16 protein-coding genes and 1 CRISPR repeat array are annotated in these 26759 nt (G+C 45.8%); of the genes, 14 read left to right on the plus strand and 2 right to left on the minus strand.

The window, feature by feature from the left end; all coding sequences use genetic code 11:
• Nucleotides 1-15: 15 nt before the first annotated feature.
• From csy1 to B5D26_RS06630, 5 genes are all read left to right on the plus strand, one after another.
• Nucleotides 16-1278, plus strand: coding sequence for a type I-F CRISPR-associated protein Csy1 (gene csy1, locus B5D26_RS06610; protein ID WP_078744947.1), 1263 nt, complete (start codon nucleotides 16-18; stop codon nucleotides 1276-1278).
• Nucleotides 1275-2213 carry a type I-F CRISPR-associated protein Csy2 gene (csy2, locus tag B5D26_RS06615; protein ID WP_078744948.1) on the plus strand — a complete coding sequence of 313 codons (939 nt, stop codon included), beginning with the start codon at nucleotides 1275-1277 and terminating at the stop codon, nucleotides 2211-2213. The genes csy1 and csy2 overlap by 4 nt, the downstream gene beginning before the upstream one ends.
• Before the next feature lie 28 nt (nucleotides 2214-2241).
• Nucleotides 2242-3267 (plus strand): type I-F CRISPR-associated protein Csy3, encoded by a 1026-nt coding sequence (csy3, locus tag B5D26_RS06620; RefSeq protein ID WP_078744949.1) that lies wholly within the window; start codon nucleotides 2242-2244, stop codon nucleotides 3265-3267.
• 9 nt (nucleotides 3268-3276) lie between these two features.
• Entirely contained in the window at nucleotides 3277-3909 is a 633-nt protein-coding gene (gene cas6f / locus B5D26_RS06625) for a type I-F CRISPR-associated endoribonuclease Cas6/Csy4 (RefSeq protein ID WP_078744950.1), read from the plus strand.
• Nucleotides 3910-4037: 128 nt separating this feature from the next.
• Nucleotides 4038-7126: a CRISPR direct-repeat array (repeat unit 28 nt; unit sequence GTTCACCGCCACACAGGCGGCTTAGAAA).
• A 234-nt stretch (nucleotides 7127-7360) separates the two neighbouring features.
• Nucleotides 7361-8839 (plus strand): hypothetical protein, encoded by a 1479-nt coding sequence (locus B5D26_RS06630; RefSeq protein WP_078744951.1) that lies wholly within the window; start codon nucleotides 7361-7363, stop codon nucleotides 8837-8839.
• 77 nt (nucleotides 8840-8916) lie between these two features.
• Here B5D26_RS06630 and B5D26_RS06635 read toward each other — a convergent pair whose 3' ends face one another.
• Nucleotides 8917-15417 (minus strand): AAA family ATPase, encoded by a 6501-nt coding sequence (locus B5D26_RS06635; RefSeq protein WP_078744952.1) that lies wholly within the window; start codon nucleotides 15415-15417, stop codon nucleotides 8917-8919.
• Nucleotides 15380-16120 carry a response regulator gene (locus B5D26_RS06640; RefSeq protein WP_078744953.1) on the minus strand — a complete coding sequence of 247 codons (741 nt, stop codon included), beginning with the start codon at nucleotides 16118-16120 and terminating at the stop codon, nucleotides 15380-15382. Before B5D26_RS06640 ends, B5D26_RS06635 begins: the two co-directional genes overlap by 38 nt.
• 308 nt (nucleotides 16121-16428) lie before the next feature.
• Between B5D26_RS06640 and peaA the strand changes: the two genes are divergently transcribed.
• The 9 genes from peaA (at nucleotide 16429) to B5D26_RS16035 (ending at nucleotide 26759) form a co-directional block, all read left to right on the plus strand.
• On the plus strand, nucleotides 16429-18027 hold the full coding sequence (gene peaA / locus B5D26_RS06645) for a quinohemoprotein amine dehydrogenase subunit alpha (RefSeq protein WP_078744954.1): 1599 nt from the start codon (nucleotides 16429-16431) through the stop codon (nucleotides 18025-18027).
• 79 nt (nucleotides 18028-18106) lie between these two features.
• Nucleotides 18107-19537, plus strand: coding sequence for a quinohemoprotein amine dehydrogenase maturation protein (gene peaB, locus B5D26_RS06650; RefSeq protein WP_078744955.1), 1431 nt, complete (start codon nucleotides 18107-18109; stop codon nucleotides 19535-19537).
• Nucleotides 19537-19857, plus strand: a complete 321-nt coding sequence (gene qhpC, locus B5D26_RS06655; protein ID WP_078744956.1) for a quinohemoprotein amine dehydrogenase subunit gamma — start codon at nucleotides 19537-19539, stop codon at nucleotides 19855-19857. Before peaB ends, qhpC begins: the two co-directional genes overlap by 1 nt.
• Before the next feature lie 14 nt (nucleotides 19858-19871).
• Nucleotides 19872-21071 (plus strand): quinohemoprotein amine dehydrogenase subunit beta, encoded by a 1200-nt coding sequence (gene peaD / locus B5D26_RS06660; protein WP_234985212.1) that lies wholly within the window; start codon nucleotides 19872-19874, stop codon nucleotides 21069-21071.
• Between the two features lie 167 nt (nucleotides 21072-21238).
• Nucleotides 21239-22564 (plus strand): alginate export family protein, encoded by a 1326-nt coding sequence (locus B5D26_RS06665; RefSeq protein WP_234985213.1) that lies wholly within the window; start codon nucleotides 21239-21241, stop codon nucleotides 22562-22564.
• Nucleotides 22565-22690: 126 nt separating this feature from the next.
• Nucleotides 22691-24451 (plus strand): ABC transporter ATP-binding protein, encoded by a 1761-nt coding sequence (locus B5D26_RS06670; RefSeq protein ID WP_078744958.1) that lies wholly within the window; start codon nucleotides 22691-22693, stop codon nucleotides 24449-24451.
• Complete coding sequence (gene qhpE / locus B5D26_RS06675; protein ID WP_078744959.1) at nucleotides 24448-25140, plus strand: subtilisin-like serine protease QhpE; 693 nt, start codon at nucleotides 24448-24450, stop codon at nucleotides 25138-25140. Before B5D26_RS06670 ends, qhpE begins: the two co-directional genes overlap by 4 nt.
• Before the next feature lie 5 nt (nucleotides 25141-25145).
• On the plus strand, nucleotides 25146-26465 hold the full coding sequence (qhpG, locus tag B5D26_RS06680) for a flavin-dependent monooxygenase QhpG (protein ID WP_078744960.1): 1320 nt from the start codon (nucleotides 25146-25148) through the stop codon (nucleotides 26463-26465).
• Nucleotides 26466-26573: 108 nt separating this feature from the next.
• On the plus strand, nucleotides 26574-26759 hold the full coding sequence (locus B5D26_RS16035; RefSeq protein ID WP_143833102.1) for a hypothetical protein: 186 nt from the start codon (nucleotides 26574-26576) through the stop codon (nucleotides 26757-26759).

Genomic DNA, 26759 nt, shown 5'->3' on the forward strand with positions numbered 1-26759 from the left:
TATTAGGAGAACACTATGTCAGATCCAGCAATAGAAGCCTTCTTTGCAGAACGCAAAGCAGGTTGGTTAAAGAAAAATCTGAAAGCCACAATGACCGAGGAAGAAGTCAGAAATGCAGAGTTAGAGTGTGAGGAAGTTTTTGCCCTCAAGAACTGGCTACCGAATGCTGCAAAACGTGCGGGGCAGATTTCGCTGTCTACGCACCCTTGCACTTTTAGTCACCCTAGTGCGCGTAAAAATAAAAATGGCTATGTCAGCTCTGTACTTGCACAGGCTGACTATAAGGCAGATGGTTTTTTTCGTAGTGGCAATCTAAAGGTTGAGCCAGATGCATTGGGCAATGCCGCAGCATTGGATGTCCATAAGTTTTTAACACTGGTGATGCATGATGGCAGCACTTTATTAGAGCACCTACAGAAAAACTCTGATCTGGCGGTGAACCTTTTAGCTGCTGCGGGTAATGTCGAGGACTTAAAAGAGGGTTTGCTTGCAATGGTTTCAGCAAGCCATGAAGTTGTCACCAGCTCTAAAATTAAACAAGTTTATTTTCCCGTCAGTGATGGATCTGCAAGTTACCATTTACTCTCTATCCTGAGTCATTCTGGTCATCTGTTTGAGATGCGCAAACGGTTAGATCATCTGCGCTTCTCAGAAGAAACTAAATCTGCTCGAGAACTTAGAAAGCATAATCATTTTTCTGAAAGGAGCTATCAAGAGATCTACAACCTGACGACCATCGGCTACGGTGGCACCAAACCGCAGAATATCAGCGTACTGAACAATCAGAATGCGGGAAAAGCGCATCTGTTACTTTCTATGCCACCTGAGCTGTCACCTAGAAGTGTTCGCTTACCTAGCCACAATTTCTTTGGTGATACGCTTTATCCGAAGCAACTACAGGAAACCTTTCAAGCGTTTCACCGTTTGATGAGTGCTGACTATAACAATCTTAATATTCGTAAAGGTCGAGATTATCGTATTCAGGAATATCTTGATCACCTTATTCTGAAAATGTGGCAAGTGCGTAAGGCATTTGCTGAGCAAACTCACAGTAGACCAGAGACATTGCCCAGCTATCAGAAAACATGGCTGCTCCCTGAATATGAGCAGGAACGGCTGGAAAGTCAGGGGTGGTTGAATGAACTGACTCAAGAGGCTACTCGCTACTTTTATGCTTGTTATAAACGCGTGATAGGTAATTCTGCGATTGTGCTTGGTGACACTGAATATATGGCTTTTGCTCGAATAATTGAACAGAACAAGGAGGCTCTGTTATGAGTACTCGTCGTTTTTTAGTGTTACCGCACTTAAAGGTGCATAACGCTAATGCACTGTCCAGCCCTTTTACCATCGGCTTCCCTGCTATGACCGCTTGGTTGGGGTTTGTCCACGCCTTGCAGCGTAACTTAACAGCCTGCTATCCATCTCTACAACTGATCGCAACAGGGGTTATCAGCCATCAATGTGATCTGCAAACCTATCAGGGGCCGGGAGATTTTGTACATTCTATTATCGGCACAGGTAACCCTTTAGATAAAGAGGGCAATCGATCCGCTTTCATCGAAGAGGCTCGCTGCCATCTGGACGTTTCTTTGTTAATTGAATATCAGGCTAATGAACACACTCAAGACCTAATGAACCAGCCTGATTTTTCGGTTGCTGTTTCGCAGCAGTTGATGCGAATGAAAGTGGCGGGTGGTGATCTACAACGCTTCAACCTCCCCATGTTGCAAGTGTTAGATGATAGTGATGAGCAAGCTCAAAGCAAACTGATGCGCTCATTTATGCCCGGGTTTGCCTTGATTGAACGGCGTGAGCTGCTTCAACACGAAATGGAACAAGGCCTTGATGCACTAGACGGGATACTGGAATACCTGACAGTGCACCATACCTGTACACAGGATGATGACGGCAATATCCATTGGAAAAGCCAACGTAAGGTTGACAGTAACGGTAAAAAGCCCGGCTGGATTGTGCCTATTGCAACAGGTTTTCAGGGTATTAGTGAGTTGGGTCAGGCCAAGAATCAGCGCGATTCAGACCTACCTCATCGATTTGCTGAAAGCATTGTTACCCTTGGTGAGTTTCGTATGGCGCACCGGATTAAACAGCTTGATGAAGTTTTATGGCACTACCACGCCGACCTCAGCCACAACCTTTACCTATGTCAACAAATTCAAACTACAGAAATCGATAACGATGGCTTTTACTAAGCCAGATTAAGGAAAATGGAGAAATAACATGGCTAAAACAAACGATATTGCATCAGTGCTGGCATTTGAGAAAAAACTGGTTCCATCAGATGGTTACTTTTATGGCACCACATGGGCGAATAAAGAAACTTGCATGCCTTTGGCTCTACAAGAGAAATCAGTGCGTGGCACCATTTCGAACCGTCTAAAAACAGCCGTTAAAAATGATCCGGCCAAACTGGATGCAGAAGTGGAGAAACCCAACCTGCAAACAGTAGATGCCTGTGCATTGGGCACCGATCAGGATACGTTGAAACATTACTTCACGCTGAAAGTGCTAGGTGGTGTTGAAACCCCATCGGCCTGCAATAATGCCATTTTCAAAGCTAGCTATCAGCAAGCTGCAAGAGCCTACATTGAAAAAGAGGGCTTTAAAGAACTGGCGCGTCGCTATGCAATCAATATTGCCAACGCTCGATTTTTATGGCGCAACCGAGTAGGTGCAGAACAAATTGAGGTTCAGGTAAAAGCGCTCAACAAAGGTCAGGAGCAAAGCTGGACATTCAATGCCGCAAGTTACAGTACCCGTCACTTTGATTATGGTGATCAACAACTTCAGGAGTTAAGTAATCAGATTGCCCAAGCACTGTCTGGTGGTGATAGTTATTTAATACTAGAAATCACCACCTACGCTCAGTTGGGTAAAGCGCAAGAGGTCTATCCATCGGAAGAGCTGGTGTTAGACAAAGGCAAAAGTAAAAAGAGTAAAGTGCTGTATCAGGTACAGGGATATGCCGCGATGCACTCACAAAAAATTGGCAATGCGCTGCGCTCTATTGATACTTGGTATCCCGCTTTTGACGATGAAACCGTTTCTGCTGGACCTATCGCCATTGAACCCTATGGCGCAGTGACCAACTTGGGCACAGCTTTTCGTACACCAAAAGAGAAGCAGGACTTTTATACCCACTTTGATAAATGGGCACGTGGTGAAGCATTACCACGAGTTGAAGATGAGCATTACGTGATGGCCATTCTGATACGTGGTGGCGTCTTCGGTGAAAGCGACAAGTAGGCGTTAACTATGAACTACTACCAAGACATCACGTTGTTACCCGACACTGATATTGCACTGGGTTTTCTCTGGCAAAAAATCTATCAGCAAGTGCATATTGCTCTGGTTGAAAATAAAGTAGATCAACACCACAGTGTCATTGCGGTTAGCTTTCCAGCTTATGGCGGCAAGGGCTTCCCGTTGGGCAATAAGCTACGAGTGTTGGCTAAAGAAAAAGCGCAACTGGAAAAGCTTAATCTGGCGGGCTTTCTGGCTCGATTTGAAGATTACACCCATCTTAAGTCGATTCAGCCAGTGCCTGAGGACGTGCCTCATATCGCTTTTGTGCGTCAGCGAGTAAAAGGACAGACCCGTATAGATCAAGATATGGCGTCTAAGGCTAAACGCTGGGCAGAAAAGTCTGGGCAAACAGTGGAGGAATGCTTGCAACAGCTTGCAAAAACCAAACCTTTTCCCCACTCAAGCAACGCTTTTATCTGGATGGAAAGCTTACAAACCAAAGCAAGCAACCCAGAAGGTTCTGCCAAGTTTCCGCTTTTTATCGAAAAGGTAGAGGTGAATGCAGCAAATCAGGGGCTTTTTAACTGTTACGGGTTAAGTGCAGCGAAGGGCGACAATATCGCAACAGTACCTAACTTTTGACCTAAAAATTAGCTCTTTAAAAATAATAAATAAAAACAGATAGTTACAACACGGCTAAAAATAAAGGTATTTTTCGATATTTTTATCTAACAGCTTGTTGTAACTATTTTTTATGGTAAATTCTTACTGTTCACCGCCACACAGGCGGCTTAGAAATGCGAGAGCTGTAACATTGTTATTAGCTCCGGGTTCACCGCCACACAGGCGGCTTAGAAATCAATCAGTGCATTAGACTTCCAGACCATTCCGTTCACCGCCACACAGGCGGCTTAGAAAACATAAATAAGTAACATCTGCATACCAGAAGCGTTCACCGCCACACAGGCGGCTTAGAAAGATTGTGTGCTCCGGTGTTTTCATCACGTAAGGTTCACCGCCACACAGGCGGCTTAGAAAAGAAGGCGAAGTAATCGGAGATTGGCGCGACAGTTCACCGCCACACAGGCGGCTTAGAAATAGAGCTTGCCAAGCTTGAGCCGTCAAACCGCGTTCACCGCCACACAGGCGGCTTAGAAAATGACGCAAGCCACGAAATATAAACTCTGTGCGTTCACCGCCACACAGGCGGCTTAGAAAAGCACGAAGTAAAGCGCATCACGCTGCGCGTTGTTCACCGCCACACAGGCGGCTTAGAAACACCAAGCGAACCAAAGTGCAAACCGAAACAAGTTCACCGCCACACAGGCGGCTTAGAAAGGAATGTTACCGACTGACATTGAGTCAGTTTTGTTCACCGCCACACAGGCGGCTTAGAAAAACAGCCTACAGCAGACATGTTCACTTCTGCTGTTCACCGCCACACAGGCGGCTTAGAAATACAACGGTGTGATGAGCAGCGTTAGCGATAAGTTCACCGCCACACAGGCGGCTTAGAAAAGTCGCTCTAGTTTGCCGTCGTGCAGCGTCTCGTTCACCGCCACACAGGCGGCTTAGAAATTAACTCAGGCCAAGTCTGATTTATCTAGACTGTTCACCGCCACACAGGCGGCTTAGAAAATTGACGACAATATTAGACCAACCTTGTGTGAGTTCACCGCCACACAGGCGGCTTAGAAAGAGCGCATCAGACATGGCCACCAGCTCTTTGGGTTCACCGCCACACAGGCGGCTTAGAAATGCTCCAGAAGGCCGCGCAAGTATCGCGGCTCGTTCACCGCCACACAGGCGGCTTAGAAAATCCGTACGCGCAGGTTAGCTGTCTACGCACAGTTCACCGCCACACAGGCGGCTTAGAAAAGATTTGATCTTTTCTATATCTATGTTCATAAGTTCACCGCCACACAGGCGGCTTAGAAACTAGTTGACTAAAATTGAAAACAAAAAAAACCGTTCACCGCCACACAGGCGGCTTAGAAAATAGTCCAGCCATTTTTCTGCGACGCCACCGAGTTCACCGCCACACAGGCGGCTTAGAAATGACGTAGGCGACGGAACGACTTGGCTAAAACGTTCACCGCCACACAGGCGGCTTAGAAAAAGCAAATCAACATCATAGTGCTGTTGTCTAAGTTCACCGCCACACAGGCGGCTTAGAAAGATCAAAGCGGCTCGGATTGCCTGAAAATTCAGTTCACCGCCACACAGGCGGCTTAGAAAAGCTCTTGCGCTCAGGTCGTTCGGTGTCGGATGTTCACCGCCACACAGGCGGCTTAGAAATGAAGGCTGCTATCAGCCTTCTCTCTTCCTCAGTTCACCGCCACACAGGCGGCTTAGAAAGCTTAGATAGTCTTCGATCAGTTCTTGCAGTCGTTCACCGCCACACAGGCGGCTTAGAAACGTTGTAGTCAAGCAATACAAAGCGATTGCAAGTTCACCGCCACACAGGCGGCTTAGAAATATCTCAAGTTAGCGAGCTTACAGGGCAAAGCGTTCACCGCCACACAGGCGGCTTAGAAACATAGAAAGCAAAAGTAAACACATTTTTAGGTGTTCACCGCCACACAGGCGGCTTAGAAAAATTAAAGCCATAATGCCACCTGCTCAAAACTGTTCACCGCCACACAGGCGGCTTAGAAATTCATAAACCATTCAAAAACTTCTTTTGTATCGTTCACCGCCACACAGGCGGCTTAGAAAACCGACCGATTCATGTCGCCAGTTGATCAGGCGTTCACCGCCACACAGGCGGCTTAGAAATCTGCGACTTATAGAAATAAGTTGCCTAAAGAGTTCACCGCCACACAGGCGGCTTAGAAATTAATGTGAACGACCGCAGGTCACAAAAAGAAGTTCACCGCCACACAGGCGGCTTAGAAAGCTTGCTTGTCTCAAATCAAAGGTGGGGCTAAGTTCACCGCCACACAGGCGGCTTAGAAACGAAAAGTCTCATACATAAGACAAAGTAACGGGTTCACCGCCACACAGGCGGCTTAGAAAGCTTGCATCCCATTCTCGAATTACTTCTTTATGTTCACCGCCACACAGGCGGCTTAGAAAAACTCTCGCCGTGCTCACAGATCAAAGCCGTTGTTCACCGCCACACAGGCGGCTTAGAAATCTTGGATCGCCCGGGTAACGCAGCCTTTCACGTTCACCGCCACACAGGCGGCTTAGAAAAGCATGGAGCGCTGGCACTTATAGCAGAGGTTGTTCACCGCCACACAGGCGGCTTAGAAATTAATGTAGTTGAACGGATATTCAGTAGCAGGGTTCACCGCCACACAGGCGGCTTAGAAATATAATACCTTTTTTGTTATCTATACTATCCTGTTCACCGCCACACAGGCGGCTTAGAAAATCAACCTGTCGGCTGTCGGTTGCAGCTTGTCGTTCACCGCCACACAGGCGGCTTAGAAACCTGATGCAGCTAAACAACAAGTGATCAATAACGTTCACCGCCACACAGGCGGCTTAGAAAAGATGATTTTAAAGCTGGGCGCTGCGCTTGAAGTTCACCGCCACACAGGCGGCTTAGAAAGATTATGGTTTCAACTGGCTCAGTTACGCACCGTTCACCGCCACACAGGCGGCTTAGAAATACAGTATTTCAAAGCACCGCAACGAATACTAGTTCACCGCCACACAGGCGGCTTAGAAAATAAAGAAGTTTTCAATAAAAAATAAGGTTGAGTTCACCGCCACACAGGCGGCTTAGAAATTCATGTCCGCGCTCTACAGTCCACTGATCATGTTCACCGCCACACAGGCGGCTTAGAAATTACGATGAAATTCGATACTTAAAGCAGAGCCGTTCACCGCCACACAGGCGGCTTAAGTTCTTAGTGAAACCACTCAAATACCTAGGGTTTTTACTAGTTGTTATGCAAACAAATAATATGTAGTTTTAAGAGCAGTTTGATAATTATCCCAAATATATTTTTGGCAAGTAAACTAGTGTTTTTTTGTATGTTTTTCCATAGAAATGCTGTTCTACAATGCAGGGTTTTTTATTTATTTTTGGTTCTATTTAACTTATTAAGTGAAAGTTGTATTTTAATATAAAGGTGTTGGCATGATTGAAATTGAAATGACTACATTGTCTTCTGCATCAAAAGCTATAGATCATAATGCTGAGCTGTCAACGCAGTTGTTAAGTAAGTGTACAGATATAGAGAAAGCAGTTAAGGCGCTTAAGCCTGGGGCGCTGAGCAAGATAGTAACTGCTATGAAGGGGGTAGGTACAGCAATTAGTATTATTACATTTTTCATGGAGTTAGGGCAGGAAAGTGATACGGACAGAATATTGAAAGAAATTTCTGTGCTCAGTGGGAAAATAGACAGACTTCAAACCCTTATGATTAATAGGTTTGATAGAACTGAAAACTATATTTCTGAGGTTGCTGCCAAACAAACTCTTTCTTCTGCAATAGCTAATATCAGCTCTGCGTACACTGCGGTTGATACTCTCAGAAAGGCAAAAAATAAGCTTGAGAGGGAGTTTGCATTAAGAAATATAATGGAAATTAATTTGCAGTCGATACGAACCTCTGTTCAAGAGATTAATTCGACTATCAATACAAGTAGTACAGGTAATAAAATTTTCAAAAGTATTCTTGCAACATCTTATGGTAACGCTGACACAATCAATGGTATCGGGATGAAAGTTTATAGTGTGTTGCAAGAGGCATATTTGGTTGACATTGTGGTTTCTATACTTAGATCTTGCCATGGAAAAAATGTTTTTTCTAAGCTGGATGTGAATATGAGTATAGAAAGTCAAATAGAAAAGTTAGAGTTAACACCTTTGCTAGAGGCCGCTCATAATAATTCATCAGACCACTATATCCCAACGATTGATATTCTTAATGAAGAGTGGTTTGCTGCACTTAAATCTTGCAAAGACGACTCTAGAAAATATATCTGTAGTTATTTTGAAACAGAGGCATTGAATAATATTGAGCCAAATGAAAAGCAGAAATCGGCTTCTATTCTTGTAGAGTCTCTTAAAAATAGATGGGGTTGGATAGATTTTTTCTCGGTTATATATGAGAATGTTAAAGGGTTTAATAATCATATATTGCATGCATCAAGTAACAATAAGATAGTGTGCTTTAGGAAAAATATTAAAAATGTAGAGTGCAATATTATTGTAGTATGGGTAGAAAGTACAGAAGATGAAAAAGGAAGTCAGTATAGTGACAGGGTTAATTATTCTGTTAAAGAAAGAAAAAAACTTTATGACTTAAGTTATTTTTATAGTCCGGGTTTTATTCATAGTCTTGTTAATAGAATGGAGGCTGAAAAGAAGGATAGGCATACGATCTCAGATACACCTCATTCTGATCTAAGGGATATGGTAAAAGCTCTAGATGGAGCTGTTAGACAAAGTAATAAGTTGTTTATATTTGCATTTAAATCAAAAACATTCAATCCATTATCTCCAGTGAAAAATATGGTGTTCACCCAAAGAGATATAGGTCATTCATGCAGTAATCCAAATCGCTTAAAATGGGAAGATGGGAAATATTTTGCTTATGGCTTATTTGAGTAAAGAATAGGGTTCATAGATAATGAGCCTCTTTAGCTTCTAAAGAGGCTCATTTTTTAGCTTTGTGTGCTGCAATGTGATTACAATCGGGGAGACTTTTTTCGTTCATCAATCTGCTCACTAGGCTTCAATTCAATCACGCTCTGTAAATAGCTTTGTTGTACTTGTAGTTGCAGTGCTTGTAGTTCTGAAACTGAAGTGTTGTTTTGCTCCGCTTGTTCTATGGTTTTACAGCAGCTACTTAGGTTTTCTAAGCCGAAGTTTGCAGCTGAGCCACTCATTCTATGGGCAAGCTCAATAATTTGGCTCCAGTTTTGCGCCTGTATGGCTTGGTCTAGGTTCTGTTGTAGTTGTTGGAATTGTTGCTCAAATCCTTGCACTAATTGGGTAAATTTCTCAGCACCTAACATGCTGACATGCTGTTGAATTAAGCGGTGGTTGATTAAGGCTGTTTGGGGCTGGTTTGCTTCTGTCTCGCTGTTTAAGGCATCAATCTTCAGGCTATCAGTTGCTGCTGTGGTAAAGGCTGTGGATTGGGGGTGATGTCCTGCTAAGGATAAAAGCAGTGCTTGAAGTTGTTCAAACTGCAAGGGTTTAGCCAATATACCGTTAATGCCTGCGTCTTGATATTGCTGCACCTCTTTGGGCGTTAATGCTGCGGTTAATGCGATTATGGGTACGGTGGCCTTTTCAGTTTGGTGATGTTGTCGCATACGGCGTGTGGTTTCCATGCCGTCCATATCGGGCAGGTGGATGTCCATTAATACTAAGTCATAATGATTGTCATGGTGTAGCGACAGTGCGGTATAACCGTCTTCTGCTATGTTGACCTGATGGCCGTCACTTTCTAATAAGCCAGCTGCGACCTGTTGGTTAATTTCGGTGTCTTCAACTAGTAAAATATTAAGGCTTGGCAGTTTGCTGCTTTGTTGGCTAAGAATAGGTAGCATTCGCTCAGGGCTAGCAATAGCCTGATCTATAATCGGATACTGAAGCTCAAACCAAAACAAGCAGCCGATACCTGTATCACTACTGAATCCGATTTGACCGCCTTGTAATTCAACCAACTGCTTGCAGATCGCCAAACCTAAACCTGTGCCACCATAGCGGCGGGTAATTGAGCTATCCGCTTGGCTAAATTGTTGGAAAATGCGTTGATGCAGGGCTTTGTCGATACCAATACCGCTGTCTTCCACTTCAATACGCAGGTAGGCCGTCTGATCGTTATGCCTTTGGCAGAATAGGCGTAAGCTGATAAAACCTTGATGGGTGAATTTAACGGCATTGGCGCAAAGATTCAGTAGTATTTGGTGCAGCACTCGCTGATCACCGAGTATCAGCGCGGGTAAGTTATCTGGTAGTTCAACGCTAAAATGTAGTGCTTTTTCATCGGTTAAAGGTTGAATAACGCCTTGCACAGTGTGCAAGGCTTCGGTAATGGAAAAGGGCTTTTGCTCTAGTTCTACTTGTCCCGTTTCGACCTTGGTGAAGTCGAGCACATCATTCAAAATGGCCAGCAAAGATTGACCTGATTGATAGAGCATTTTGATCTGGCGTTGCTGTTCAGCATTAAGCGAGCTGCGCATCAGCAGTTGTGCCATACCTAAAATACCGTTCATCGGTGTACGAATTTCATGGCTCATAGTGGCTAAGAACTGTGATTTTGCTTCGCTGGAGGCTTCTGCTTTTTCGCGATTTTTACGCTCGCTAATATCTGCGATAGAGCCTTCGTAGTATAAAATTTGCCCTTGTTCATCTAGTACTGGGCGAGCGGATAGGCTCACTTCAACCTGTTGGGCATCTGCCTTTAGCCAAGTGGTTTCAAAGGCTCTAACCTGAGCCTGTTCTACTAAGCTCTGCATAAACTGTTGCTGCTGTGGTTTATACTTGAAGCAGCCTTGTGAAAGCATTTTAACTTGTGCCAAAAAGTCAGCGGCAGACTCATAGCCTAATAGCTGGCTAAACGCAGGGTTGACCGATAGAAACACGCCCTCTGGATTGGTGCGAAAGATGCCTTCTATGGCATTTTCAAACAGTGATCTAAAGGCTTGTTCAGATTTTTGTAAGCTAAGATAAAGCTTGGCATTTTCGATGGAGATAGCCGCCTGTGCCGATAATATCTGCAAAGTTTCAAGGCGCTCTCGGGTAAAAATGTCGCTGCTCTCTTTGTTTTCAAGGTAAAGCACTGCCGTTAGCTCGCCGTGGTACAAAATGGGCATACAAAGCAACGATTTGGGTTGATGCAAGCGTATATAGCTGTCATGCATAAACATTTCATGTTCTAGTGCATTGCTGAGCACAACGGTTTCTTTGGTGCGATAAACATAATGCACAATATTCACAGGCAACTTCTGATTTTCACCTTCTATGGGCAATCCCGTTATAAAGTGCTCTGAACGATGAAGGTCGGCTTCTGCTTCTATAAATAAGGTGCCCTCTCGCTGTAAGGCTAAAATGCCTCTTTGTCCACCTGCATTTTCCAGCGCTAGAGTCATCAAACGGCTTAATAGGCGTTCTAAGACAATTTCATCCGCAATGGCGTGAGAGGCTCGAATAACCGATAGAATGTCTAAGGATTGGTTATTGTGGCGTTGGTCTGTTTTATGGTGATGCTGCTCTGATAGAGAGAGGGGTTCTGCTTTACTTTCTCTTAGCTGATATTGATTAATCAGTTGCTCGGCTTTGGCGTGTGCGCCTAAATTGCGATAACGCTGCAAGGCTATTTTCAGATAGCTTTCGGCGATTAAAGGTTTTTGCCAATCTAAATAGAGCTGGGCGGTTAGTTCATAGGCTAGGGCTTGTTCAAGCACAATTTCAGAGTCTAACGCGGCACTGATTGCTTGCTCAAAAAGTGACATTGCTTTGTGGTAACGCTTTTGCACTCGGGCACTTTCAGCTTGAATCAAGAGTACTCGATGCTGATGATTTTTAGGGCAGTGTTGTGCCCAGCGTTGCACCTGCTTCAAACAGCCTTTCACACGGTGTAAGCGGGTGGGCTGTTGCAAAATACTGGTATTGGGCAGCAGCGCCAGTTGGGTCATGGCCGCAATAAACTGAAACCAAGCAGAGGTATAAGTTGCGCCAATAGAGGGTAAGTCTTTCTCGCAGGCGAAATTGTGGCGCTCTGCACGGTTGTAGTCACCAAAAAGATAGCTCAGCAGGGCTTTATAAAAATGATGAATACAAACCGCAGTGCGGTGGTTGTTGCGAATATGCAGTGCCAACATAGGGGCTTCTTGATTGTAACGACCATCTAACAACAGTGGATTGTGGTTCAGCCCTCTTAAGTTATCTAAGGTTTGTAACGCATAACGTGAGTAGTACTCAGACTGTTTTTGCCCTGTATTGCTGATCTGTTTAAGAAAAGCGTCTAAGCGAGGTTGCGCCTCTTCAAGATTATGTGCCAAAGGGAGCTGATATTGAATATAAGCCGCTAGGCAGTAGGCCGCCCACTCAATATCTCCGCAATCAAGACCTGCATGATAACCTTGTAATAAAGGAGCTAAGGTTGCTGATAATGGCTCCTTCCAGTGCCTAATATAAGTGTTAAACAAAGACAGCGTTTTATGGTGAGTGAGTTTTGACGGTTGCTGTTGGTCAACCGAAAGCGCCACTAATCCAAGCTGATAACCTTGATTGATACGCCCATATTGCCCACAAAGTACACCGCCATAACCTGCAAAGGCCTGTGCTGAGGCAGGCATTAAACCGTATTGCAACGTTAGCTCGACTTGTTTTGCCATCACTAAAGGCCGTAGGCCGGAGCTAGAGAATTTAATCACGCCGAACATACTGGCCATTATAGGTAGGGCTGCTTTGATGTAGGGGTCAGTGATGTCTGCAATTTTACGGCTGCGCTGTACGGAGAGGGGTTTGATCAACCATTGGGTTTTCAAATAGCTGTACCAGCATTTGAGCTTATTGGGCTGCTCAGGCAGATTAATACCTAACAGTGACAGAACTTGCAGTGAGGTTTGCAAGGCCGCCTCAAACTGATTCTGTGATACTTGAGCTTGTATCTGTAGCTCATACACCCTGACTTGATCTAGTAATGAGCGGGCGTTGGTTTTGACCTGCTCAATCATCTGTTCCATCAATGTAAATTCAGACTGAATATAAGCAGCTTCTGCGGCATTTACGGTTAAGGCTAACGTCAGCGCATAGCGCGACTGCCAACCTTGGTTGAGCATCTGCAAACCATTCTGAAAATAATCGAAGGCAGCACCAAAAGCCGCAGAATCCCGAGAACGCTCGCCCGCTTCAAGGTTAAGCTCAGCCAGCGCCTCCCGCTGTTGAGGTGTTTGTAAGCCTGACTGCGCTTGATTGAGGTGGTTGGTAATTTCAAAAATATGCTGATGGCGCTCAGTCGCTGACAAGTGATGTTGTAGCAGTTCGCCTATTTGCAGATGTAGCCCCTGCCGTTCATGAATCGACAATAAGCTATAAGCGGCCTGTTGAACTCGGTCATGAACAAAGCGATATTGAATCAGTGTTGTCTCATCTTCTTGCTCAAGTAGCTGTAAATCAAGCTGTCTTATCAAACGGTAGTTGTCGTTTACAGGTGTAATCAGATGCTCTGAAAGAGCCTGCCACAGATCATTCGCACTTTCTTTAGGGGTTTGTTGATTAACAATGGCAAGGGTGCGCAGACTAAAAATATTACCGATACAAGCGGCCAAACGCAGCACCTGTTGTGTTGCAGGCTTTAATCGCTGAATTTTACTGATCATCAAATCAATCACATCAGCGGATAAGCTTTGTGCTTGAATCGCTGCTAGATCCCAATACCAACCATCTTGATTGAAGTAGATCAAACCATCTTCTTGTAACGTGCGTAAAAACTGGCTTAAGAAAAAAGGATTGCCTTGGGTTTTTTCCAAACAGATCGTTGCCAGATCTAAACAACCATTCTCTGTCGTATGCAAGGTATCAGAAAGTAGTTGTGTTACTTGCGCTAGGTTCAGCGCCTGTAACTGTAGCTCACATAGAGTGCTAGACTGCTGCCTTAACTGATCAATGGTGAAACGCAGCGGATGGTTATTACGCACTTCCTCATCACGATAACTGCCAATCAGCATTAGGTGCGCCAAGCTATTATCATCACCTGTTTTGTTTTGTGCAAAGGACTCTATAAGGGCAAGTGAAGAGAGATCTGCCCACTGTAGATCATCTAGAAACAGCACTAACGGTCGATGATGGGTGGCAAAAACACCGAGCAAACGCTGAAAGAGGCGAGCAAAACGGTTTTTTTCTTCCGCAGGCGATAGCTTGGCTGCCTCTGGTGGCCTGCCAATGATCAGCTCTAGCTCAGGAATCAAACGTGTCATGACCTGTGCATGCCCTGCGAGGGCTTTTAAAATCAAGGTCTTGCAGTGTTTGACATTGGCTTCAGGCTCTGTGAGCAGTTGGCGTACTAAGCTTTGCAGTGCTTGAATGATGGCCGCGTAAGGTCTGTTACGATCAAACTGGCCAAACTTGCCACTGATAAACAGCCCTTTTTTCTCTGTAATATACTGGCGAACCTCATGCACTAAGCTGGATTTTCCAACCCCAGCATAGCCTGAAATCAACAGTATTTGTTGTTGACCTTGTGCCACTTGATCATAGCGTTGTATTAAGGTTTGGATGGTATCTTGCCGTCCGTAAAGCTTTTGCGGTAAGACAAAACGCTCTGCTATATCTGCTTCAGCCAACGTAAAAGTCTTGATGTTGGATTGCTGCTGTAGCTGCACTAAGCACCGCTTTAAATCATGGCTTAAGCCGTAGCTAGATTGATAGCGCTGTGAAGCATCTTTGGCCAATAGCTTTAAAACAACATTGGACACCACCTCTGGAATAGCTGGATTGATCTGGTTCAGTGGTCGTGGCAGTTTGGCAATATGGGCATGAATTAACGCCAGAGGATCCTGTAAACAGAAGGGCGGTTGACTTGTGAATAGCTCGTATAAAGTAGCACCCAAGGTGTAAAAGTCGGTGCGGTAATCAACATTACGGTTAATACGCCCCGTTTGTTCTGGTGCGATATAAGCCAGCTCAGCCAGTTTAAACTGAGGGGGATGCCAACGGGGTTGTTCACTTTCTAGCAAAGTGGCTTGTGTAAAGTCGATCAGCACCACTTTGTTAGTCTCTGTATTTAACAGTATATTACTGGGCGTGATCTGCTTATGAATCACTCTTTTTTGATGCAGCAACCCTAATAAATGGCTCAACTGTTCTGCAATGGCTAAGCCTTGCTGCCAGCTTATGGCTTGTGCCTTAAGCAGTTGATTTAAACTGGTGCTCTGGTCATCTTGAAACAGGCTGATTAGCCCCTCATCCGTTTGTTGTAAAGCGATTGGACGAGGTATGCCTGCGATATCGAGCGACTTTAAAATTTCATATTCATGTTGTAATAGGCGTTGCGCTTCGGTGCTGAGTGTGGAATCTACAGGCTGTTTAATAATAACAGAGCCGACACCGTCTAATTCAGCACGAGTCACCAAATAACGTTCACCATTATGCAACCGCTTCAGCGGTGTTAATCCTTGAATACCCACCACAGGGCTAATCCAACTTGCCAGCGAATAAGTAACCTGCGCCATGCGCGGTCAAAATAAGTCGAGGGTTTGAGGGGTTATCCCGCAGCTTTCGGCGTATTCTACCAATCAGCACATCTACAGAGCGATCGTTGGGAGTCCACTCTCTACCATGAATCTCATCCATCAACTGATCTCGGGATAAAATCTGTCCTGCATGGCGTAACAGCGCATATAGCAAACGATATTCGCCCTCAGGTAGGCGCTCTTGTACTTGGTCAGGGGCTTGTAGTAATCGCTTGTTGCCATCTAACAGCCAACCTTCGAAATGCAACAAGATTCGATCTGGTGTAATTAAAGCCGCACTTTGGCTATGTACATTTTGGTCACGTACTCGCCAAAGTAAATTTTTCGCACGCACCAGTAGCTCACGGGGGTTAAAAGGTTTGGTGACATAGTCATCAGCCCCTAGTTCTAAACCCACAATTTTATCGATCTCATCAACTTTGCTGGTGACTAAGATTATGCCCACCTTTGAGTGCGCCCTTAGTTCTCGAGTCAAGGTCAAGCCATCTTTACCGGGCAGGTTGATATCCAGCAGTACCAGATCAATTTGCTGCGCCTGTACTTGCTGCACAAGATTATCCGCTTGTGCGGTTTCGCTGACCTTGTAGCCCTCTTTTTGCAAATAACTGGCTAACAGTGAGCGCGAAGCCAAATCATCTTCAACGATCAGGATATGTGCATTATTTGTTGTTTTTATAGACATGGTGGTATCACGTAATGGGGATGAGATGAGTCTAGCAAAAAATGCGGTGGAGAAAACTACAAGTGAATAATCTATTTTTACAAGATTAACTCTATGTTTATCAATTGGTTACGCTACATTTTTGCAAGTTTGTTACATCTGAATACAACTTTGCACAAATGATTAGAACTCTATTTACACCTTAGGCGTAGTTTAAAGCTGTCTCTGGTTTTTGCAGTACCTGTTGGGCGACCAAGAATCCCCTATAAAGTAATCCCAGTTATGGCGACCAGTGCAGGTCAATACCTGAAAAGCAAATTGTAGGAGTGATGGCTTTGAAGAAAAAAAATAATATGACACGGGCGCTACTGAGCACAGGTGCCTTGGCCTTTATGGGCATGGCGACCTCTTCTGCACAAGCAGCAAGTGGCGAGTCTATCATTAAAGATCGCTGTTTAATCTGTCACACCGAAACAGGTGATGCCGCTGCGCCATTTTCACGGATCAGCCAGCAGCGTAAAACCCCTGAAGGTTGGTTGATGACCATCAGCCGTATGCAACAACAACGGGGCTTGGTAATTTCACCCGATGAAAAACGCGAGCTGGTGAAATATCTTGCGGACAAGCAAGGTCTAGCACCTTCAGAAACTGAAAACCTGCGCTATGTGCTAGAAAAAGAGCCCAATGTGGTGGAGTCGTTTGAACCTCTGCTACAAGAAACCTGTGTGCGTTGCCACTCTGGTGCGCGTATCGCGTTACAGCGTAGAACAGAGGATGAGTGGAAATGGTTGGTACATTTTCACATGGGACAGCAACCGACCGCAGAACTGCATGCCGGTGCCCGTGATCGTGCTTGGTTTGATATCGCATTAAATCAAGTTGCGCCTTATTTAGGCCAGAAATTCAATTTCGATACCGACGCTTGGCAACAATGGCAGGCACAAGCAAAACAACCACTGTCAGGTCGTTGGGCAGTACATGGCTTCTTACCTGAGAAAGGTAATTTTGACGCCACCATGCAAGTCACTATGCAGAGTAAAGACCACTACCAAATCAGCCTAGAGGGTAACTATGCCGACGGCTCACCTTTAGCTGGTCAAGGTAAAGCAGTGGTTTATACAGGTTATGAGTGGCGCGGTACTGTAACGGTTGGTGGCGTTCAAATGCGTCAGGTGTTTGCAGCCTCTGCCGACGGTCAAAGCCTTGTAGGACGTATGTATCCTAACGAAGATGATGTGATGGGTGGCCAGATCAAAGCGGTTAAAAAAACGGCCATCACTGCGATTACGCCCTCCTATATTAAGCAAGGTGAGCAAGCCCTGTTGACTGTTTCTGGTTATCAGCTGAACGGTAAAGTGAACCTAGGCTCAGGCTTAAAACTGCTTGAGGTGGTTTCTAAAAATGACAACCGTTGGGTGCTGAAAGTTCAAGCCAGCCCTAAAGCCAGTGTGGGTACTCGTCATATTAAGATTGGTAATACCTCTGCATCAGAGCCACTGGCAGTTTACGATCAATTGGCGCGTGTTGAGATTACACCCAATGATTCTATTGCCCGTGTAGGCGGCGGTGGCGGCAAAATTCCAAAACAAAAATCAGTGTATCGAGCAGTCGGTTATGCCGCAGGGGCTGATGGCAAAGTAGGAACTTTAGACGACTTACGTTTGGGCTATATGACGGCTAACTGGTCACTGAAGCCTTTTGATGAAACCGCCGTACATGACAACGACATCCAATACGCAGGCCAGATTGATGCCCGTGGCATCTTTACCCCAGGAGATGCAGGCCCCAATCCTGCGCGCAAAATGTCGACCAATAACGTGGGTAACTTAGGCGTGGTTGGCACTGTGCAGGAAGACGGTAAAAGTATCAGCGGTGAGAGTCACCTATTGGTTACGGTACAGAAGTTTGTACGCGCTGTTATTGAATAGTCTTGATCAGCAATACCTCAAAGCCCGTCACAACAACCTGTGTTGATGGCTGGGAATAACAAAATTAAGTGAGGTGATTATGGGTGCTTTATCTTTGGTAAAACCCAATGTGCATTTGGTGAACGTGGCATCACGGCAGATGATGTTTCACGTTCCAACCAGCAGTTTATTTGAGCTGGAAGGAGTAAGCCGAGAGCTGATTGAGTTATTCAGTACTCAAGGCCAAGTAACGGCTCATATGATTCGTGACCGCTTTCAGGGGCGTTATGCCGCTGACGATGTGATGGAAACCATTGAAGAGTTGAAATCACTGAAAGTGCTATCTGATGGCGGTGTGGTACAAATCAATCACAGCCCGCAAGCGGTGAAAAACTTTCCGTTAACCACCATCGTATTGAATACCAATACAGGGTGTAATTTGAGCTGTACTTACTGCTACAAAGAAGATCTGACTACGCCGTCGAAAGGCGACAAAATGTCTTACGAAACCGCCGTACAGTCGGTGGAGATGCTGTTAAAAGAGTCACCCAATCAACGCCAATACAATGTGGTGTTTTTTGGTGGAGAGCCGCTGACCAATATGCCACTGATTCGTGAAGTGGTGGCCTACTGTGAAGCGCGTTTTGCTGACCTTGAGTCGGATGTCAGCTTCACCATGACCACCAATGCCACGTTGCTGACAGAAGAGTTAATTGAGTGGTTTAACGAACACCGTTTCGGCATCACCATATCGATGGATGGACCAAAGGCGATGCACGATAAAAACCGCATCACCGTGGGCGGCCAAGGCACTTATGAGGTGGTTAAACATAAAGTAGGTTTGCTGCTTTCTCGCTATAACGCGCGCCCTGTGGGTTGTCGAGTCACGCTGACCAGTGGCATTACCGATGTTGAAGCGATTTTTAAGCATTTACACCATGACCTAGGCTTTGCAGAGGTCGGCTTTGGCCCGGTTACTTCTGGTGATATCACGGCCTTCAATCTTAGTGCAGATGAGATGCTTGAAGTTTTTGCAGGCATGAAGCGCTTAGGGCGCGAATACCTAAAAGCGGCGCTTGAACATCGCAACTTTGGCTTTGGCAATATGCATCAGTTGATGACTGACCTGCATGAAGGCAATAAAAAACAGCTGCCCTGTGGTGCCGGAGTGGGCTTGTTAGCGGTTGACACTAAAGGGGGTATTAACCTTTGTCACCGCTTTACAGGTTCAGAGTTACCTACTTTTGGTGATGTAACAGAAGGCATCAACAAACCTCAATTGTCGGCTTTTGTCGAGCAGCGTCTAGATCGCAGTAATACTGGCTGCGAAACCTGTCGTATTCGCAACATCTGCTCAGGTGGCTGCTATCACGAAAGCTATGCCAAATACGGTGATGCTTCAGTGCCGTCTTATCACTACTGTGACTTACTACGTGACTGGATCGATTTTGGCGTTGAAGTCTATTCGCACATTATGCTGGAGAACCCTGCGTTCTTTGATACCTACGTATCTCCCAGAAGGAGTTCCTAATGAAATATCTCAAGTCATTGAATAAAAAAGCCAAAATGTTAGATCAAGCACTCTCCCCAAGTGACGTGGAAGAAGTGGTTGCGATGCAATCTATCGTAGGTTGCACCTCGGTGAATGATCCTGGTTGGGAGGTTGATCCTTTTGGGGGCTTAGGCTCCTTATGTCAACCCATGGAGTCTGATCTGTATGGTTGTGCAGATGCCTGTTGGTGGCCTGCACAAGTGCCCGACACTATGAGCAGCCATTCAACTTGGTCAAGCGATGTTTCAAAAGCTGATGCTGACTGGCGCAAACTTGACAGTATATTCCCTGAAGAGTAACGGAGCAGAGTGTAATGATGATCACGGATAAAATAACAGCACCCCTCTCTCAACTGAGTCAATCGAAGGGCTGGAAAGGTTTAGCCTGTGCAGGCTTGTTAACGGTTGGTGCAGTGTTGGCTGGTTGCTCTGCAAACTCTTCTCAGCCTATGAGCCAAAACGCATTACCTAATGGTATGCAAGGCAATGGGCATGAATATCTACTGACCGTCACGCGGCCTAATCAGCTACATGTGATTGATACAGAAACGAATAAACTACTTAGAAGCTGCGATATTCCCGGTAGTTTTGGTAATGGCAGTATTGCGATCTCTCCAGATGGCCGCACGGCGTTTGTGCTCAGCAACAAGATGGAAGATGTTTATGGTATCGACATCACCAACTGTGAAACCACTTTTTCAGCCTTACAGTCATACGACAATGTACAAGTGAAAACCTTTATCTCTATGGCGATCAGCCCAGATGGTAAAGAGCTGTACACCATACAAAACCCAGTCAGAAAACTGCGTGACCGTTTTGAAACCATGGCACCACGCTTAGCGGCGTTTAATATTGCCGATGGTTTAAATGCAAAGCCGATACGTACCTTTCCTGTCGATCGTCGTATTACCAAAATTGCTACCCAGCAAAATGGTGAGGTGATCTTAGGGGGCGGTGATATTAAAGCCATTAATCCTAAAACAGGTGAAACGCGTTTGATTACAGCGTTGCAAAACTGGGAGCGTGCCCCTGATAAGTGGGTACCGCCTGATGCTTTTGCCATGCACACCATGGGGGAACATATCGGTGAATTTGTGATGCCTTACTTCACTATTCGTTGGAATGGCGAACCGGGTGACGAATCAAAAGCGGATTTTCTCTGGGGACATGTGCGTATTGACCTGAAAACAGGAGCGGTCGAAAACTTTGAGACAGTACCTTTTGAGTTCATCGTTTTCAACTGGGTGACTGATCCGAAAGACAAAGATGTGATGTATGGGTCATTTAACCAACTATCGAAACATAACCTGAAAACGGGTGAAACACTGAATGTACTCGGCATGGACCACACCTACTACAACCTGAATATGACCACTGATGGCAAGAAGCTGTATGTAGGCGGAGCGGGTAACAATATCTCCATTCATGATCCCGACACTTTAGCCAAGCTGGGCAGTATCCCACTGGTAGGCGATATGTCGACTGCTGATCTACGTCTGGCGGTTTTGAAATAACAGCGTCAGACGACAGAAAGTTTTGGGGTTAGTCAATAACCCCATTTTCCCCAACTGAACAATAGAAGCGACAAGGCTTCATAGGTTTTTTGCGCTCAAATTTCGGCTGTTAACCCTTTGAGCAGAACGAATAACAATAAAATTATACGATGAGAGTAGGTGAAAATATGTTCAAAATAACGATCAAACCAATCTGTGCCGCACTCTTTTTGGCAAGCTTACCCGCTGTAAGCCAAGCCGTAATGTTATCTGAAGCAGATAACAGCAGTGTTGCCTTTAACCTTGAGGCTGCCGCCTCTGCTATGTCCTTAGGCGAGAATTACTCTGGTACGCCCGGCTCAAAAAAATGGCAAGAGTTTTATCTTAAAGGCGATTTAGTGGCGACCCGACAGCTGAATGCTGAGCACAGTTTTTACGGCAATTTAGGGTTAATCACTCAAGGTACACTAGGAGATGGAGATGGTGCAGGCTTTACTGATGGCACCGAACGCAAAACTCAGCTTGAAAACGCCTCTATAGGTTGGGTGTATCAAGGCGGTTTGGTTGATCTGTCTATTGGTAAACAAAAGTTTGTACTGGGTGATGGGTTTCTGATTGCTGGAGACTCACTGAATGTAGGTAAAGGGTTTGACAGTTTTTCTAATGGCAGCCTAAACCGAGGTGGTGCCTACTACCTTGCGGCGAGCAAAAGCTTTGAGAATTCAGTGGTGCTGAAAGTTGATCCAGAAGGTCCACTGCGAGGCGACCTATTCTGGTTAAAATCGAATAACCAAATTCAGCAAAATACGGCCTTGGCTGGGGCGAATATTGAGTATGTGAATGAGCAACTAGGCACTGTTGGCCTTTCAGTGTTAAAAGTGACCGACGTTGATCTAGGTGCAGGCTTGGCACTATACGATAACCGCAAAGGTATGGATGTTGTCAGTCTAAGAGGCCAAGGCAGCGCAGGGGTTGAAAATTTATTTCTAAGTTTTGAATACGTCAAAGAAAGTGGTGGCGATCAAACCAAAAAAGATGCCAATGCATGGACTGCTGAGGCAGGCTGGACTTTTGCGGATAGCCCTTGGACACCTATTATCAACTTCCGTCATGCACAGTTCTCTGGCAATAAAACAGGCACGAGCAAAGACGAAAGCTTTGACCCGCTCTTCTTTGGTGTCACGCGCGGTTTCGGTACTTGGTTCCAAGGTGAGATTGCAGCGAACTATGCAGGGCCGTTCAACTCAGGCAATGATGTGAATCGCCTTGATCTGACCTTGTCACCACAAGAAAACATCGCCATTGGTGTGCAATACTGGCAGTTTGGCGCTAAAGACAGCAGCGACTTTAAAGCCACAGAGATGGATATTTATGCGTTCTGGGGGGTGAATGACAATCTAAGTTTGATCCCATTGATCGGTGTTTATAAACCTAAAGGTGTGAATAACCTTGCCAGCCAAGGTAACGACAACAGCAACACCTATTTGCAAATGATGGCCGTGATGACTTACTGAGTTTGATGGCTAAATTGATCTAATGCTGCGTCCACAGCAAGACCGCAACCTGTTTATCTGTTGATACAGATAAACAGGTTGTTGAGTTTTTTATTTTTATGTCCTGTGTCGAGTATGGAGTTTTGAATGATCAAATGGCTTAAGTGGATGATTGATCGCTCTAATGCCAGCCCCGATAATGAGGCGAATCGAGAAGCAGGCTTACGCTGGTTATTCAGTTTTATTCGTCCGCAGCGCAACGCCATTATTCTAGTTCTACTGCTGTCCGTACTGGCTTCGGCTATGGTGTTACTACAGCCTTGGCTGACCAAAATGCTGATTGATGATGGACTGCTGGCAAAAGATTACAGCATGTTGTTACAGCTCTCAGGGTTGATGATCGCCATTGGTATCTTTAACACAGGGCTATCAGGCTTCAATCGCTACTGTCATACCAAATTGTCAGGCCAGATCTTATTTGCCCTGCGTGAAGATCTGTACCAGCATCTGCAAAAACTCTCTCCTACTTTTTACGCACAACGTCGAATCGGTGATTTATTGTCCCGTATGGATGTCGATGTCGCCCAAATTCAACGCTTTGCTGTTGATGCACTGTTTGCCTCGGTTTCCTCTGTTTTGGGTTTGCTAGGCGCGATTAGCATGATGCTAATATTGTCTTGGCAGCTGTCGCTAATGGTTGTGGTGTTAATTCCCTTAGAGGTGATTTGGCTACGCTGGATGCGACGTAAAGTTGAACAGCAGGCGAGGGGATTAAGAGAGCGCTCTGCGGATCTCTCCTCTTTCTTGGTTGAAACGCTACCTGTGATGAAGTTTATTCAATCAGTTGGGCAAGAGCCCCGTGAATCACATCGCTTGCAGCAGTTTGGCGGACAGTACCTAGACCAGCTGTTAATACTACAAGTGGTCGAATTTTTCACCCATGCACTGCCCAGCACTTTAACCTCTTGCGCCCGTGCAGGGGTATTTTTAATCGGTGGTTATTGGGTGATTGAAGGGCAATGGCAGTTAGGGGCTTTAATTGCCTTTTCAACTTATTTGGGCATGGCGCTAGGGCCAGTGCAAAGCCTGTTAGGTTTATATGTGGCGATTCAAAAAATGGTGGTCAGCCTAGATCGGGTGGCCGAGTTAAGACAGCAGCCTGTTGTGGTCGACAGCCTAACCGATACAGTCCCACTGTCTGAACATGGCGTAGGGACATTGAAGTTAGAACAGGTCAGCTTTTGCCATCACAACCGTACAGAGGCGATTCTTAGAGAGGTCTCTCTTGAGATAAAAGCAGGCTTAAAGGTTGCAATTTCTGGAGCATCTGGTGCAGGCAAGTCGACCTTTATTGATTTACTACAGCGCCATTATGACCCTGACACGGGGCGAATCTTATTCGACGGGGTTGATCTGCGACGCTGTCATCTTGCTGAGCTGCGTCGTCGTATTGCTGTGGTCAGCCAAGATATTGTGCTGTTTAGAGGCTCTTTACTCGACAACCTGCGCTATGCCTGCCCAAGCGCTACTGATGAGCAGGTGAAAGCTGCCGCTATTCAAGCCCAATTAGGCGAGTTAATCGCTGCGCTACCTCAAGGCTTGCTTACACCTTTAGGCGAGAGAGGGCAGCAGCTTTCAGGTGGACAAAAGCAACGTATCGCCATTGCTCGGGCGCTATTGCAGCAACCTAAAATCCTTATCTTGGATGAGGCAACCTCTGCCGTTGATGAGCATACAGAGCAAGAGATTATACAAGCCGTTGATCAGCTGTTCTCTGGGCGTACACGCATTTTAATCAGCCACCGTCAAAGCACATTACAAGATGCAGATCTGTACCTAAAATTAGAGCAAGGGCAGTTAACGGAATACCAAAACTGGCCACAGGCCCAGCAAAGGCCAGCTGTATGAGCCAAAAAACAATTAAGGTAGGCGTAGTAGACAGTGGCTTTTCACCCGCTCAACAGGCGCTAGTGCAAGACAGTGCCGCGTTTATCATCGCAGATGGCCAACTTTGGCAGAGTGAAGCCGACTGGGATCAACTCGGTCATGGTAGTCATGTGATCTCCACTATTTATGCCAGTGCACCTGAAGCAAGGTTCTATGTTGCTCAAGTCTTTCATGACCGCTTGAGCACTACTGCCGTACAAGTTGCTGCTGCTATTGACTGGTTAGTTGAGCAAAATGTTGACGTGATCAACCTAAGCCTTGGGCTACGCAGCGATCAAGACAGTTTGAAATCAGCCGTTGCTCGCGCCATCAAGCAAGGAATTGTGCTTTGTGCCGCCTCTCCCGCTAAAGGTGATCCGGTTTATCCTGCAGCTTACTTTGGGGTGTTTCGTATGACGGGAGACGCTCGCTGTACAGCACAACAGTGGTCTTATTTAGAAACTGCCTACGCTGATTTTGGGGCAGAGGTTAAAAGTGCCGATGGTCAGCAAGCAGGCTCTAGCATGGGGTGTGCAAGAATGACCGGACATATTTGTCACTATTTGGCTCAGCATGAAGCCACCGCTGCTAAGCCTGTAGCCTCAATTCTTGCCATACGGCAATATTTACAGCAAAACGCCCACTACTTCGGTGCCGAACACAGAGGATAAACAGTATGCCGCACTCTATTGTCGTTTTAGGGGCAGGGCCTGCGGGCGCTGCTGTGGCATTGGGCTTAAAAGCTTTGGGCTATCAGGTGACTGTGGTGTACACCGCTCGCGCTTTTGCATCGGTAGAAGGTATATCGAGTCGAGTCGTCGAAGGCTTAAAGCATGCAGGCTTTAAACGTGCTTTAACCGCACTGTCCGTTGCATCTCCCAGAAACGCCCATTGGAATAACCAGTTTAACCAAGCGAATACAGAGTATTTGATTGACCGCCAGATATTTGATCAACTGATCATAGAAGACTTACACGCAGCGGGTATCAGGCTTATTAATACATCCGCCAGCCAAGTAAAAACCCCTGATAATGGCGACGTAGTAGGTATCACCTTGCAAGATGGGCAACAGATTGAAGCCGATTTCTTAGTTGAAGCCAGAGGCCGTTCAGCGCCATCTGCTCATCTGCCACGCATTCGAGGCCCCGAGACGCTGTCATTGCTACAGCGCTGGTCGGGTGATCAGAACCTAGAAAACTGCGCGCCCAGTTCAGCCGCTGTCAGTTTGTCAGAGGGCTGGGCATGGATGGCAAAACTCAACAATGGCCAACGCTACTTGCAACTCACCCTAGATGTTGCCAGTACGCAGCTTCCGCCAAAAGCGGAACTCACAGAATATTGCCGTCAAAGGTTTTTAGCCTTAAAACAAGCGCAGCCCTTTACCCACAATGCACAGCCTGTTGGCACCGCTTATGGCCGTACCAGCACGGCTATTTTGTGCCAAAAAACAGTTGGCCCTAACTGGATTCGTGTGGGGGACGCGGCAATGGCCGTTGACCCTTTATCAGGTAACGGTATCTTTCAAGCACTTTCATCTGCTCTGCAAGCACCGGCTGTGATTAATACTTTATTGCAGCACCCTGAACGGCGCGCATTGGCAGAAAGCTTTTATCACAGCCGCGTCGAAGGGCTTTTTTATCGCTTTGCCCGTATCGGGCGTGATTTTTATCGAATGGAAACACAGTGGCCAGAACAAGCGTTTTGGCAACATCGACAAAGCTGGCCAGACGATGAGCCCATGCATCAAACACAGCATCTGCACCAACTGACCATCAAAACCATGCCCGTTGTAAATAATGGGTTTATCGAAGCAAAAGAGGTAGTGGTTAGCCCTGATCAACCTCTAGGGATATGGCATCTCGCGGGGGTTGAACTGGCATCTATAGTTCAGCAGATACAAGCAGGGCAACCTTTGGACAAGGTACTTGAGAGCAAACTATTACCACCTGCTGTACAGCAAATTATTGGCGGTTGGTTTGCGGCGTTTAATTTATAACATAGGGTGTAGCGCTTAAGTTTAACCAGCATTTTTAAAAAGGTAAGATTACAATCGGTAAAACAAGTAGTTACGATAATTGGTTTTACTCGTTTGAAGGTCTTTTTGATGTTATTGTCTATCACTCGTATGGCATATCAATCTGATGCTAAGCTTGTTGTAGTGTGCGGACTGTGCGCACGAAGAAATCGAATGCAGCACCATTATCAAAATGCGATCCAATGGAGTGATCGTTTGATTAACACCTTTACTACACAGGATGATAGCGTGGTACAAAGCGAAGCATTGGGCTGA

The sequence above is a fragment of the Oceanospirillum multiglobuliferum genome, from assembly GCF_900167095.1.
Classification (GTDB): domain Bacteria; phylum Pseudomonadota; class Gammaproteobacteria; order Pseudomonadales; family Halomonadaceae; genus Oceanospirillum; species Oceanospirillum multiglobuliferum.

Coding starts and splice junctions, on each gene's coding strand:
- csy1 (WP_078744947.1), top strand. CDS start 16: ATGTCAGATCCAGCAATAGAAGCCTTCTTTGCAGAACGCAAAGCAGGT.
- csy2 (WP_078744948.1), top strand. CDS start 1,275: ATGAGTACTCGTCGTTTTTTAGTGTTACCGCACTTAAAGGTGCATAAC.
- csy3 (WP_078744949.1), top strand. CDS start 2,242: ATGGCTAAAACAAACGATATTGCATCAGTGCTGGCATTTGAGAAAAAA.
- cas6f (WP_078744950.1), top strand. CDS start 3,277: ATGAACTACTACCAAGACATCACGTTGTTACCCGACACTGATATTGCA.
- B5D26_RS06630 (WP_078744951.1), top strand. CDS start 7,361: ATGATTGAAATTGAAATGACTACATTGTCTTCTGCATCAAAAGCTATA.
- B5D26_RS06635 (WP_078744952.1), bottom strand. CDS start 15,417: ATGGCGCAGGTTACTTATTCGCTGGCAAGTTGGATTAGCCCTGTGGTG.
- B5D26_RS06640 (WP_078744953.1), bottom strand. CDS start 16,120: ATGTCTATAAAAACAACAAATAATGCACATATCCTGATCGTTGAAGAT.
- peaA (WP_078744954.1), top strand. CDS start 16,429: ATGGCTTTGAAGAAAAAAAATAATATGACACGGGCGCTACTGAGCACA.
- peaB (WP_078744955.1), top strand. CDS start 18,107: ATGGGTGCTTTATCTTTGGTAAAACCCAATGTGCATTTGGTGAACGTG.
- qhpC (WP_078744956.1), top strand. CDS start 19,537: ATGAAATATCTCAAGTCATTGAATAAAAAAGCCAAAATGTTAGATCAA.
- peaD (WP_234985212.1), top strand. CDS start 19,872: ATGATGATCACGGATAAAATAACAGCACCCCTCTCTCAACTGAGTCAA.
- B5D26_RS06665 (WP_234985213.1), top strand. CDS start 21,239: ATGTTCAAAATAACGATCAAACCAATCTGTGCCGCACTCTTTTTGGCA.
- B5D26_RS06670 (WP_078744958.1), top strand. CDS start 22,691: ATGATCAAATGGCTTAAGTGGATGATTGATCGCTCTAATGCCAGCCCC.
- qhpE (WP_078744959.1), top strand. CDS start 24,448: ATGAGCCAAAAAACAATTAAGGTAGGCGTAGTAGACAGTGGCTTTTCA.
- qhpG (WP_078744960.1), top strand. CDS start 25,146: ATGCCGCACTCTATTGTCGTTTTAGGGGCAGGGCCTGCGGGCGCTGCT.
- B5D26_RS16035 (WP_143833102.1), top strand. CDS start 26,574: ATGTTATTGTCTATCACTCGTATGGCATATCAATCTGATGCTAAGCTT.